The organism is Cohaesibacter intestini (assembly GCF_003324485.1).
In the GTDB taxonomy this organism is placed as follows: Bacteria; Pseudomonadota; Alphaproteobacteria; order Rhizobiales; family Cohaesibacteraceae; genus Cohaesibacter; species Cohaesibacter intestini.
The window spans coordinates 1,103,402-1,115,209 of record NZ_QODK01000001.1; the positions used below are offsets into that span (position 1 = coordinate 1,103,402).

Genomic DNA, 11,808 nt, shown 5'->3' on the forward strand with positions numbered 1-11,808 from the left:
AAGCCCGCCCGTGCGCGCCTAGTTGAGTCTACGTCTTTCACAATTCTCGAGACGGAAGTGCCATCCATGTCCCAAATTCCCGAAAACGCTCCCCCATTTTTGGAACTTCAAGGCATCCACAAACGCTTCGGAGGTGTGCATGCCCTGCGCGGTGTCAGTATGACAATTCGCGAAGGCGAAGCCTATCACCTGCTTGGTGAGAATGGATGTGGCAAAAGCACAGTGATCAAAGTGATCTCGGGTGCGTATCTTCCCACCGAAGGAGAAATCATCCTTGATGGGCGAAGTCTTACGCGTCTGACCCCTATCCAGTCGCTCGAAGCGGGCATTGAAACGGTCTATCAGGACCTGTCCCTGCTGCCAAATCTGACGGTTGAAGAAAATATCGCATTGGGGCAGCAGCTCGTGCAAGGGCGCGGCCGGTTGTTGAGGGGCCTTGACAAAAAGACTCTCACCAAGACGGCAGAAGAAGCCATTCGCAATGTTGGTCTTGAGCCAACACGGCAATTGTTAAAGTCCCCCACCGCCACCTTGCCACTGGCCATTCGGCAGCGGATTGCCATTGCCCGTGCCATCGCATCCAAGGCCCGGTTGGTCATCATGGACGAACCCACAACGTCCCTGACTCGCAAGGAAGTGGATGTGCTGATCGAACTGGTGTCCAAGTTGCGGGCTCAGAATGTTGCGGTTCTGTTTGTCACCCACAAGCTGGAAGAAAGCTACCGTATTGGCGGACAGGTGATCGTGTTCCGCGATGGTTTGTGTGTCGAACAGGGCAAGATCGCCGATTATTCGCGCGCGGATCTGGCCAGATTGATGACGGGACGTGAAATCGAGATCTCGCGCTATCGTGAAGGCAAGCCATTTGAGGAAGAGATTTTCCGGGTGAAGCGCGCAAGCGCTGGAGACGCCTTTCACGATATTAGCTTTTCTCTCAATCGAGGCGAAATTCTGGGCATTACAGGCCTGTCCGACTCCGGCAGAAACGAGCTTGCCCTGGCGATGACAGGGCATATGCATCTCGATAAGGGTGCGTTTGAGATTGAAGGCGAGAAAGTCGAGATTTCTTCCCCCAAGCGGGCAATTGATCTGGGCATCGGTTATGTCCCGGAAGACCGCTTGTCGGAAGGGCTGTTCATTGAAAAGTCGATCTTTGAAAATGAAGTGACCTTGCTGTTCGACAAGTTGATCAACAAGCTTGGTTTGATCAACCAACGCAAGGGCCGCGTGGAAGCCAGCCGCATCTCAAAACTGATGACGGTCAACACGTCCGATATCGACCTGCCAGTCGGCGCTCTGTCCGGCGGAAACCAGCAAAAGGTCCTTATCGGACGCTGGCTCAGTATTGAGCCGCGCATTCTGGTGCTGCATGGCCCAACGGTCGGCGTGGATGTCGGCTCAAAGGATGCAATCTATCGTGCGATCCAAGCAATGGCGGAACGTGGCATCAGCTTGATCATCGTGTCCGATGACCTGCCTGAACTTTTCCAGAATTGCGATCGCATCCTGGTCATGAACCGGGGCGAGATGGTCGATGAACTCGACGCAGCAACAAGCGATGAGGAGCGTGTCTATCGTTCCATGCTTGCCAGCACACGGGAGGCCGCCGAATGACAATCGTTCAGAATATAGAAAACACAGCTGTTTCTTCAGGGAAACAGGGCAGGCTGCTGCAGGTTGGTAAAGTCTTCAAGCAGCGTCCCGAACTGATCAGCCTTGCGATTCTCATCGTGATCTGTTGTCTGGTGTCGGTGCTCAACCCTGCTTTCCTGCAACCTTCGTCGCTGATTGACATGGGGCGCTCGAGTGTTGTTACAGGGCTGTTCGCGCTTGGGGTCTTCTCCATTCTCGCTGTGGGCGGGATCGACGTGTCCTTCACGGCGATTGCTGCGCTGACCATGTATTCCGCGACCCTGTTCGTGATTAATATTTGGCCTGATGCGCCAATGTCCTTCGTCATTACCGCAGCGGTTCTGGGTGGCGCCTTGCTTGGTGCGGTGAATGGCTGGATGGTTCACAAGCTCAGTGTGCCATCCCTGATTGTTACGATCGGCACGCAATATCTGTTCCGCGGCATCCTGTTGGCCTTCATCGGGACGGTCTGGTTGATGGAACTGCCGCCGCAGATGATCGCCTTTGGCAGGGCTCCTTTGTTCGAATTCCAGAGTGCTGCGGACACCACGGTCACTTTGCCGATGTATTTCCTGATCTTTCCGGGTGCTGCGATCCTGACCTGGTTCCTGTTCAACCGAACCCTGATGGGGCGCGCCATTTTTGCCACCGGCGGCAATGCCAGCATTGCCGAGCGACTTGGCTATGACCAGCGTGTGGTTCATGTGTTTGTCTTTGCCTTCACAGGGGCGCTTGCTGCCATGGCCGGTATCATCCACGTCTGCTCGAACCGGATGGCCAACCCGTTCGATCTGGTCGGCTCGGAGATTGAAGTGATTGCAGCTGTGGTTTTGGGCGGTGCCCGGATCACAGGCGGCACCGGTACCGTTTTTGGGACCGTGACCGGCGTTCTTCTGATCACAGTTGTGAACAATTCCCTGGTGCTGGTCGGTATCCCGTCGACCTGGCAACGCGTGGTGGTTGGTGCGTTCATCCTTCTGGCCGCAGCCTTCTTCGTTCGGCGCCAGAAATAACAAAGTCCAGTTTTTGAACATCCCGAAAAGAAAGGGAACGAGATGAAGAAGTTTCTCAATAAACCTGAAAGTTTTGTCGACGAAATGCTCGAAGGCATCTATCGCGCCCATCCGGACGTGACCTATACTGCCGATGATCTTCGGTGCTATGTGACCGCAAAGCCGGTTGAAGGCAAAGTGGGCATCGTGACCGGTGGCGGGTCAGGGCATTTGCCAACCTTCCTTGGTTTTGTCGGCAAGAACATGCTTGATGGCTGCGGCGTTGGCGGTGTCTTCCAGTCGCCAAGTGCAGACCAGCTGGCAGAGGTCACCCGTTATGTTGATCAGGGTGCGGGCGTTCTGTTCCTGTATGGCAATTATACCGGTGACATCATGAATTTCGACATGGCCGGCGAGCTGGTCGAACTGGATGACATCGAAACCGCAACGGTGGTGGGCAATGATGATGTGGCCTCGTCAGTGGTTGGTGAGGAACATAAGCGTCGCGGTGTTGCAGGGATCTTCTTCCTGTACAAGGCTGCCGGAGCTGCCGCCGCCCAGATGAAGCCGCTGGCTGAAGTGGCGCGGATTGCCGAGAAGGCAAAGACCAGAACCCGCACCATGGGCGTAGCCCTTTCGCCCTGCATCGTGCCTGAAGTTGGAAAACCGGGTTTTGAGATCGGTGAAAATGAGATGGAAATCGGCATGGGTATCCATGGCGAACCGGGTATTTCGCGCAAGGCTCTGGCTCCGGCTGATGCGGTCGTTGATGAAATGATGGAACGCATCTTTGCCGAGACCGATTATGCCAAGGGCGATGAAGTGGCGATCCTTGTCAATGGCCTTGGTGGTACCCCCAAGGAAGAGCTCTATATCATCTATCGCCGCCTTGGGCAGCTGATGGACGAGAAAGGCGTCAAGATCCGTCACGTCTGGCTTGGTGAATTCGCTACCTCCATGGAAATGGCCGGTTTCTCGATCTCCGTGCTGCATCTGGATGACGAATTGGAGCCATTGATCGCTGCGGAAGCCGATACCCCCTTCTTTCAGCATTTTGCACGCTAAGGAGCCGGTGATGAAATCCATCGAACCTGCATTGGTGATCGGTCTGTTTGACCGGTTTGCCAGCCGCTTTGAAGCCGAACGGGATGCGTTGATCGCTCTGGATGGCAAGGTTGGTGACAGTGATCTGGGGCTGACGATGTCCAAGGCCTTTGTCGCCGCTCGCGACAGGGTGCATGAACTGGAGCAGCCCAGCCTGGGTGATTTGATGAAGCATGCTGGCGCTGCCATCTCGAAGGCAGCACCGTCTACCATGGGTACGCTGATGGCGACCGGCTTCATGCGCGGTGGCAAGGCTCTGTCGGAGGCGTCGGTTCTCGATATCTCCGGTCTGGCTGCCTTCTGGCGGGCCTATGCTGATGGTGTGGCGCAGCGCGGCAAGGCGCAATTGGGTGACAAGACCGTTCTGGACGTTCTGGATCCCATAGCGCAGGCCTATGAGGCGCAAAACACAGATGGTGCGGATCTGGCAATTGCCGGACAGGTTGCCGCCCGTGCCGCCGCCGAGGCTCTTGAAGCAACCAAGCAGATGGTTGCGCAACATGGCAAGGCCGCCGCCTTTCAGGAGAAAACGGTGGGCTTGCAGGATGCGGGCGGCACAGTCGCCTGCATGCTGGCAGAAGAGTTGGGACTATTCCTCAATGAGCAGGCCTTGAGCTAGTCTATCGCTCTGACGCACCATGAAAGCCGCCCTCTCAGGTCAGGATCCGAGGAGGGCGGTTTGCTTTTGGAGCGCAAGATCCTCTTTCTAGGCGGGTTGTGCCAGATCGATTGCCAGCAAGCTGGTCGTTGCGGTGATATAAAGCTTGTCCCGTCGTGGGCCGCCAAAGCAAAGATTGGACACGGTTTGAGGTGTTGCAATGCGACCCATCACATCGCCGAGCGCGGACAGGACATAGACGCCATCGCGCGCGCTGGCCCATAGGCGGCCAGATCGATCCACACGGAAGCCATCGAACACACCGTTGGGGCAGTGTGCGAAAATCTTACCCCCCGAAAGCTGTCCGTCGCTGTCAAGATCGAAGACGCGAATGTGACGTTGGTTTCCCGGACTGCGGCTGCCACCGGAATCCGCGACATAAAGATGAGTTCCATCCGGTGAGAAGGCGAGGCCATTGGGGTAGGCGCAGTCTCGGATTACGGCCGAAAGCCTGGTGGTTTTCGGATCATAGCGATAGACGAAGCTGCCCTCCTGTTCCTGCTCGCCGGGATTGCCCTGATCTGGAAATTCAATGCCATAGGTGGGATCGGTGAACCAGATCGAGCCATCCCTATGCTCGACGACATCATTCGGGCTGTTGAGGCGTCGGCCTTCAAAGCGATCCGCCAATATCTGTCGTTTGCCGTCCGGGGAAAGACGGGTCAGCGACCGTGTGCCATGCTCGCACAGCAACACTCCACCAGCTGCATCGGGCACCGTGCCATTGACAAAGTGCCTCTGTCCGCCGCGCCAGACATGCACGGCGCCGGACGGTTCGGAATAGAGCATCTGGCGGTCATTGGGGATGTCGCTGAAGATGAGCGATTGGGTCAGGGGAAGATAGGACGGGCCTTCGGTCCATTTCCCCTGCTGCCAAAGTGCTTGCAAAGACGCGCCTTCAGGAAACAGACGCAGGAAAGCTGGCTCGAATGCGGTCAGCACTGAGCCAGCGTCACCGATTGCGGCTTTTCTGCTGTCAGTCATCGGATTTCATATAGGCATCAAAGACCTCTGCATAATCGGGGTGCCAGCGGGACAGGGCCGGGCGGTTCTCGATGATGTCGCCAATCCCCCAACGCATCCGCTTCTCATCGGTTGCCCGGTCGACATCGTTGTCCGGACACAGGATGTAGAAGTCACCCCGATCCAGCCCTTGCATCATGAAGTCGGCCACCTGTTCGGCGCTCCATGCACCGGCCGGTTTTTCGGTAACGCCATTGGCCCGGGTAAAGCCAGTGAAGGTGAAGCCGGGGATGAGCAGATGCGCTGTGACACGCCCGTCGGTCGATTTCACAAGGTCATGGGAGACGGATTCCGACAAGGCCCGCAGGGCAGCTTTCGAGACATTGTAGGCGGTGTCTCCGGGTGGCAGGGTGATCCCCTGTTTGGAGCCGGTGAAAATGATGGCGGCAGGATCTTGCCCGGCGATCAGATCGGGGAGGAATAATTGAGAGATATGAATGGCCCCCCAAAGATTGGTCTCCAGTGTGCGGCGCCAGACATCCTCTCCTGCAAGAAGGCTGCCTCCTCCTTCGCGTCCCGCATTCGACATGACGATGGATACTGGACCCAGTTGCCCGGCTTTTTCCCTGGCGCGGGCAATCTGGTCCCGATCCGTGACATCCACCGCAAGCGCTGTTGCATCGATGCCGGCAGCCTTGAGAGTCTGGGCGGCTTTCTCGAGTGCATCTCCCGGCAAGTCGGTGACCAGCACCTTCATCCCGGCGGCACCGAAACGGTGGGCTGCTGCCAGCCCGATACCGCTGGCGCCTCCTGTCACGATTGCCACTTTGCCTTTTTCGATTGCTCCATGCGACATGCTCTTGTTCCTTCTTCACGCGTATCACAGACGGCAAGCCGTTCTGGATCTGGCGTGCCAAGCTGATTGGTTTGCCGCAAGGCCGGGCCTTCCGCCTGCGACTGTCTGATCGATTGCGATCCTATCTGAATGCAATCTTTATACGAACCATCCTGCGCCCTTCATTCTTGTGCTGCAACCTGATATCTGTTGAGTGTCACTCAACGAAAGGCAGAGCATCGTGCGCACATTTGACCGGGCCTTACTGGCCGATCTCAATGTCTTTGTTACCATCGTGCGGCGGCAGAGCATGCGACAGGCGGCAATCGAGCTGGGCGTGACGACGTCTGCCCTCAGTCATCGCTTGCGCAAGCTTGAAACCGAGCTTGATGTCAAGCTTCTCAACCGGACCAGCCGCTCGCTCAGGCCCACCGAGGCTGGTGCTCTGCTCGCATCCCAGCTCGAGGTTGGTCTGCAAGCCATCGATGATGCGCTTGGCACCCTGTTGCACCAACGTGACCATCCTGCAGGCCGATTGCGTCTCAATGCCCTGCGCGATGCCGCGTCGCTGATCTTGCGACCGATTGTGCCCCTCTATTTCGAGCGCTTTCCCGACATGCATATCGACCTGGCGGTTGATGACCATCTGGTCGATATCGTCGAAGAAGGGTTCGATGCCGGCATCCGCTATGGCGACCGGGTGCCGCAGGACATGATCGGTGTGGCCTTGAGTCCCCCGCTCAACTGGGTGGTTATCGGCTCTCCCGCACTGATTGCTCGCGCAGGTCGGCCGCAGCAGCCACAGGATTTGCTCGATCTTCCCTGCATCGAAATGCGCGTCGGCGACAATAGTCGCTATCAGTGGGAGCTGGGCAATGGACCGACGCTGGTGCGCGTTGATGTGCGCGGGCCGCTATGCGCCAATGCAACGGATCAGGCCATCGAAGCGGCGCTGCAGGGGCTTGGCTTTGCCTATTGTCTGGAACACCGGGTTCGACAGGACGTTGCCGTCGGAAGCCTTGAAATCGTCATGCCGGAATGGAGCTCTGAAGGCCCCCCTTTTACCATCTACTATCCGAGCCGACGACAGGTGCCACCCGGCTTGCATGAATTGATCGACTTGATCCGGGAGGATCAGGGGCTGGCGCGGCTTGCAACGCGGGCCAACAAATAGCTGCTTTTTCGTTTTCATCTCCCTGATTGCAAATGATACCGAGTGCTTTCTGGTCCCTTTGTAACACAGCTTATATGGATGCATTGTTGAATTCTGTTCAACGATGCATTGACTGACCTTTGTCGCCTTTTCCATTGTCGCGACAGCGTCAGTGCATATGATTGCGCTGACGGACATCACGGGGCGATCCGCGCCCTTGTGAGGGATGTACCGGATCCGAAATTGAGGAGGCTTCCACCATGCCCTACCAAGCAGCCGCTGACCGCTATCAAACCAACATGCTCTATCGCCGCTGTGGCCGAAGCGGTATCGATCTGCCAGCCATTTCTCTTGGCCTTTGGCAGAATTTCGGAGGCGAGGATGTTTATGAAACCGGGCGTGCCATCCTGCGCCATGCCTTTGACCGGGGGGTGACGCATTTTGATCTGGCCAACAATTATGGCCCTCCCTATGGCTCGGCAGAAGAGAATTTCGGGCGCATGATGGCCAGCGACTTCGCGCCCTATCGTGATGAGATGATCATTTCCACCAAGGCGGGCTGGGACATGTGGCCCGGACCTTATGGCGATATCGGCGGCAGCCGCAAATATCTGATTGCCAGTCTCGACCAGTCGCTCAAGCGGATGGGACTTGATTATGTCGATATCTTCTATTCGCACCGGGTTGATCCAACCACGCCGCTTGAGGAAACCATGGGCGCGCTGGCGCATTTGCACCGGCAGGGCAAGGCGCTTTATGTGGGCATTTCGAGCTATTCGCCAGAATTGACCCGCAAGGCGGCCGCCATTCTGGCCGAGGAGCGTGTTCCGCTCTTCATTCATCAGCCGAACTATTCGATGTTCAATCGTTGGATCGAGGATGGTCTGCTCGACACGCTCGAGGATCTGGGTACCGGCTGTATCGCCTTCTCGCCGTTGGCGCAGGGGATGCTGACCTCGAAATATCTTGGCGGCATCCCAGAGGAAACCCGGGCAACCCGTGGCGGCTCGTTCGACCCCAATAGCTTGACCGAAGATGTGTTGAGCCGCATCCGTGCGCTCAATGCCATTGCTAAGAGGCGCGGGCAAACGCTGGCGCAGATGGCGATTGCCTGGACCTTGCGCGACCCACGGGTAACCTCGTCCTTGATCGGTGCCCGCAATGTGGAGCAATTGTCCAATTCGCTCGACGCTCTTGATGGTTTGGACTTCACAGCGGAAGAGCTGGCAGAGATCGATCAATATGCCCATGATGGCAATACTGATCTGTGGAAGGCATCGACCGCGCTTTAAAAGGCGGTCTGTCGCCTGTTTTGCCAATCGTTATGGGCCAAATCCGCTTTCTGTCGGGTTTGGCCCCTATTGGCTGGAATCACTTGTTCCAGTTGCGCTGGGCGTGGGCGGTTTGCCATAGGCTTTGGGAATAGCCCCAGAGTGGTTTGGTGCGTTTGGGCTTGTCGTTCGGACCACCCATGTCGTGCAGCAGAAAATCGCTGAGCGGCATCACGTCCTGACCTTCAAATTCAAACGTCTCGGTGACATGACATAGTGGGCAGCCTTGAGCGTCAAAACGGCCGCGCTCTCCTTCGGTGGCAAAGGGGCTCGTCGGGCTGGGGGACCGGGCGGCAAAGGCCTCTTTTACGGTCTTGATTATCGCATCACTTTCCAGTGGCACTGCATGGGCGGCCGAGGCGATCAGGGCAAAGTCTTCAAAGCGGGCGGCGGCAAGATTACTGCCCCATTTGGCAATCAGGGGCTGGCCGTGGCCGCTGACAAACTGCAGGCGTCCGGCAATGCCGTCGCTGTCCATGTCAAACGCATCCTCAAAGCGCATTTGCCAGTCTGGTGGCAGGGCATCGAGGGCCTTGATCCCGACAATGTCGAGCTTTCCCGCTTCGTCGATATGGCAGGACAGACAGGCCCTGATGGTCTGATCTTTGCTAGCGGCATTTGCCAGAGCGTGCGTGGCGAGCAGACAGGCTGCGAGAATGAGACGCTGCATGCGCTAGTCCTTGAACAGGCCTGCGGCTTGGCTGAACTCGTTGGCCAATCTATTGGCCGAGATTTGCACAGCAATCAGGTCCTTGCTGTCTGCGGTGAGGACAGCCTTGCCGCGAATGTGGCTTTTCACTCCAGTCAGCAGCTGATCAATGGTCGCTTCGATCCGGTTATCAAGCGGCTTGTCCATCATGCCGATATAGGGCGCGAGTGTGTTCCAGACGGCGAGTGTGCCGACAATCCGGCCTGCAATTTCGTCACCGTCCTTGCCCAGCTCTGTCAGGGTCAGGTTGCTATGCCATGCAGCGCTGCCCAGATAATCGGCCATGGCGGTGAAAATTTCAGCCATCAATTGCCGTTCGGGCTTGGCTTGCTGGCTGATGGCTGCCCGTTCCACGGCATCGGCTGTGGCATCAAAGGCTTGAGAGGCGTTGAGGAAGGCGGCAAGGAGCGCTGCACGCTTTGTCTCGCAGGCTTCACCCTTGTTCTCGCATGTCTGCGTTGCGGCCTTGGCGACCGCGAGAACGACCGACGGATCGATCGGCGCTACGCTGTGGTCGGTGGCGAACAGCCAGTTGGCAGCACTATAGCGGGTGATCATGGTCTTGAGCGCAAAGCGCGCCTGGGGGGCAAGACGGGAAAAAGGCGTGTCCTTCTTGCCTGCCCGCAATATGTGATCGCTGACCACGTGACCGGCACGGATACCGGAAACCGCCAATGCCCATGTGGTCAGGGCCGCTTCCTTGGCGCTCAGCTGCGGGTCATAGCTGTTGGGATCCACCGGCGGCATCGGTACGGCCTTTTCGTCTTTTGCTGCTTTGGCTGTTTGCGCAAAGGATGCAGACACCCCAACATTCAGGGCTTGCACGGTGAGGAACAGGCTGACAGCGCAGAGAAGGAATGCTGACCGGATAGACATGTGGATCTCCATGAACTGATATCGGAGCAGCGATATTGGATTTGCTTGACGCTTTCGTGACACTGGCACAGGAGCACCGTGCGCGGGGCGGTTCTGCTGGACCATGATCACGAAGGGATGGAGATGCAAAAAGGCCCGCCTCTCGGGTGAGGGCGGGCCTTGATTGGATCAGGGCTTGTGTCGCTCGCGAAGAGGAGCGGCTCAGTCTTCTTGGCGTTTTGCATGCTCGTCGTCGATGACCTCCTGCGGGAACTGGCTCATGAAGCAACAGCAGACGCCTTCATCGATCATGGTGCGTGGCCCGTGGGGATGGGCAATATGCTTGTAGATGCCATGGCTGTGCCCGTGGGAATGGTCATGGCCGTGACCATGAGAGTGCCCGTGATGATCATGATGATCGTGGGAGTGGCCGTGATCATGGTGCCCGTGGTCATGAGAGTGATCATGTGAGTGATCGTGATCATGATTGCCCTTGGCTTCGTCATCATCCGGATCGGTGAATTCGGCATGATGGTGATGGATTTCCACTTCGCCGCGGGCCAAGCGTTCCTTGAAGGACCCCATCAAATCAAAAGTCTCGGTCAGCTTGCCGCTGCGGGCCTCTTCGATCCGTTCGACAAAGGTGTCGATAACGTGATCCTGATCCTTCAGATAATGGGCCTTGTAGAAGCTCACATCCGGATTGTCGCCAGCGACCTTGTCGACATAATTATAGATGCGGTCAATCAGACGGCCGGTAAACAGGAAATATGGGGCCACAACAACCTTTTTGAAGCCAAGCTTGAGGGCCATTTCCAGACCACGGCCGACGGACGGGTAGGTGACGCCGGAATAGACAGTTTCCGACCAGCCAAAGCCCATATCTTCCGAGACGATGCGGGTCAGGCGGGCGGCTTCGGCATTGGCCATGGTGTCGGAGGTGCCGCGACCGACCACCACCAGCATGGTGTCATAGAGATCGCCATCATGGACGTGATCCTTGCCGAGTGCTTCAAGAATGCGGACCTTGAAGGCTTCGATCATTTGCGGATGCAGGGCCAGTTCGCGGCCATATTGGATCGTAACGCCGGGATGCTTGTCCTGATAGGTGGTCAGGACGGACGGGATGTCGTTTTTCGCGTGAGTGGCGGCGAACAACATGCCGGGAACGGCGGTAATCTCGGTCACACCTGCCTTGATCAGTGCATCGAGCCCCATGTGAATGTTGGGGGCTGAATATTCCAGAAAGCCATATTCGACGGGGAGATCCGGGTAACGTGTGCGGATGCCTTTGGCAAGGAGACTGAATTCTTCTTCTGCTGATTTGGCGCGGCTGCCGTGGCCGCAAATCATGATACCATGTTTTGGCATTGTCCTGCCTTTTTTGGATGGGCGTTCTACTGAGCTATGGGAGACGCATGGCACAGCATTCTGACGGGATGCTGACGAACCGCCATCGGTTCTGGCGATATGCGGATAACAAGTCAGACAGATCTTGTCCTATGTCTATAGGCGTTGGGAAGGGGCAATTGCAAGCGGTCAAATGGCGGAGCTTGCCTGATCGCTGGCCGGCTTG

11 protein-coding genes are annotated in these 11,808 nt (G+C 57.1%); 6 read left to right on the top strand and 5 right to left on the bottom strand.

Going from position 1 to position 11,808, the window contains the following annotated elements; all coding sequences use genetic code 11:
- Nucleotides 1-66: 66 nt before the first annotated feature.
- The 4 genes from DSD30_RS04750 to DSD30_RS04765 are packed head-to-tail and all read left to right on the top strand — an operon-like array spanning nucleotide 67 to nucleotide 4,347.
- A complete protein-coding gene (locus DSD30_RS04750) occupies nucleotides 67-1,614 on the top strand; it encodes a sugar ABC transporter ATP-binding protein (protein WP_114008385.1) in 1,548 nt (515 codons plus the stop codon).
- Nucleotides 1,611-2,645 carry an ABC transporter permease gene (locus DSD30_RS04755; protein WP_114008386.1) on the top strand — a complete coding sequence of 345 codons (1,035 nt, stop codon included), beginning with the start codon at nucleotides 1,611-1,613 and terminating at the stop codon, nucleotides 2,643-2,645. Before DSD30_RS04750 ends, DSD30_RS04755 begins: the two co-directional genes overlap by 4 nt.
- Nucleotides 2,646-2,687: 42 nt before the next feature.
- Nucleotides 2,688-3,689 carry a dihydroxyacetone kinase subunit DhaK gene (locus DSD30_RS04760; protein WP_114008387.1) on the top strand — a complete coding sequence of 334 codons (1,002 nt, stop codon included), beginning with the start codon at nucleotides 2,688-2,690 and terminating at the stop codon, nucleotides 3,687-3,689.
- A 10-nt stretch (nucleotides 3,690-3,699) separates the two neighbouring features.
- Nucleotides 3,700-4,347 carry a dihydroxyacetone kinase subunit L gene (locus tag DSD30_RS04765; RefSeq protein ID WP_114008388.1) on the top strand — a complete coding sequence of 216 codons (648 nt, stop codon included), beginning with the start codon at nucleotides 3,700-3,702 and terminating at the stop codon, nucleotides 4,345-4,347.
- An 87-nt stretch (nucleotides 4,348-4,434) separates the two neighbouring features.
- On the opposite strand, the gene DSD30_RS04770 is transcribed toward DSD30_RS04765, so the two are convergent.
- Entirely contained in the window at nucleotides 4,435-5,370 is a 936-nt protein-coding gene (locus tag DSD30_RS04770; protein ID WP_114008389.1) for an SMP-30/gluconolactonase/LRE family protein, read from the bottom strand.
- A complete protein-coding gene (locus DSD30_RS04775; protein WP_114008390.1) occupies nucleotides 5,363-6,205 on the bottom strand; it encodes an SDR family NAD(P)-dependent oxidoreductase in 843 nt (280 codons plus the stop codon). The genes DSD30_RS04770 and DSD30_RS04775 overlap by 8 nt, the downstream gene beginning before the upstream one ends.
- Before the next feature lie 220 nt (nucleotides 6,206-6,425).
- Here DSD30_RS04775 and DSD30_RS04780 point away from each other — a divergent pair, with 220 nt between their 5' ends.
- Nucleotides 6,426-7,358, top strand: coding sequence for a LysR family transcriptional regulator (locus DSD30_RS04780; RefSeq protein WP_114008391.1), 933 nt, complete (start codon nucleotides 6,426-6,428; stop codon nucleotides 7,356-7,358).
- Between the two features lie 239 nt (nucleotides 7,359-7,597).
- Nucleotides 7,598-8,629 (top strand): L-glyceraldehyde 3-phosphate reductase, encoded by a 1,032-nt coding sequence (gene mgrA, locus DSD30_RS04785; protein WP_114008392.1) that lies wholly within the window; start codon nucleotides 7,598-7,600, stop codon nucleotides 8,627-8,629.
- A gap of 79 nt (nucleotides 8,630-8,708) precedes the next feature.
- Here the strand turns inward: mgrA and DSD30_RS04790 are convergent, their stop codons facing one another.
- The 3 genes from DSD30_RS04790 to DSD30_RS04800 all read right to left on the bottom strand — a co-directional run bounded on the left by DSD30_RS04790 (nucleotide 8,709) and on the right by DSD30_RS04800 (nucleotide 11,603).
- Entirely contained in the window at nucleotides 8,709-9,338 is a 630-nt protein-coding gene (locus tag DSD30_RS04790; protein WP_114008393.1) for a cytochrome c family protein, read from the bottom strand.
- Between the two features lie 3 nt (nucleotides 9,339-9,341).
- Entirely contained in the window at nucleotides 9,342-10,253 is a 912-nt protein-coding gene (locus tag DSD30_RS04795) for a hypothetical protein (protein ID WP_157967563.1), read from the bottom strand.
- A gap of 201 nt (nucleotides 10,254-10,454) precedes the next feature.
- Nucleotides 10,455-11,603 carry a sirohydrochlorin chelatase gene (locus DSD30_RS04800; RefSeq protein WP_114008395.1) on the bottom strand — a complete coding sequence of 383 codons (1,149 nt, stop codon included), beginning with the start codon at nucleotides 11,601-11,603 and terminating at the stop codon, nucleotides 10,455-10,457.
- Nucleotides 11,604-11,808 lie beyond the last annotated feature (205 nt).

Excerpts from the sequence above, each read along its gene's own strand:
- DSD30_RS04765 (WP_114008388.1), top strand. The coding sequence starts at position 3,700 with ATGAAATCCATCGAACCTGCATTGGTGATCGGTCTGTTTGACCGGTTT.
- DSD30_RS04755 (WP_114008386.1), top strand. The coding sequence starts at position 1,611 with ATGACAATCGTTCAGAATATAGAAAACACAGCTGTTTCTTCAGGGAAA.
- mgrA (WP_114008392.1), top strand. The coding sequence starts at position 7,598 with ATGCCCTACCAAGCAGCCGCTGACCGCTATCAAACCAACATGCTCTAT.
- DSD30_RS04790 (WP_114008393.1), bottom strand. The coding sequence starts at position 9,338 with ATGCAGCGTCTCATTCTCGCAGCCTGTCTGCTCGCCACGCACGCTCTG.
- DSD30_RS04800 (WP_114008395.1), bottom strand. The coding sequence starts at position 11,603 with ATGCCAAAACATGGTATCATGATTTGCGGCCACGGCAGCCGCGCCAAA.
- DSD30_RS04750 (WP_114008385.1), top strand. The coding sequence starts at position 67 with ATGTCCCAAATTCCCGAAAACGCTCCCCCATTTTTGGAACTTCAAGGC.
- DSD30_RS04760 (WP_114008387.1), top strand. The coding sequence starts at position 2,688 with ATGAAGAAGTTTCTCAATAAACCTGAAAGTTTTGTCGACGAAATGCTC.
- DSD30_RS04770 (WP_114008389.1), bottom strand. The coding sequence starts at position 5,370 with ATGACTGACAGCAGAAAAGCCGCAATCGGTGACGCTGGCTCAGTGCTG.
- DSD30_RS04775 (WP_114008390.1), bottom strand. The coding sequence starts at position 6,205 with ATGTCGCATGGAGCAATCGAAAAAGGCAAAGTGGCAATCGTGACAGGA.
- DSD30_RS04795 (WP_157967563.1), bottom strand. The coding sequence starts at position 10,253 with ATGTCTATCCGGTCAGCATTCCTTCTCTGCGCTGTCAGCCTGTTCCTC.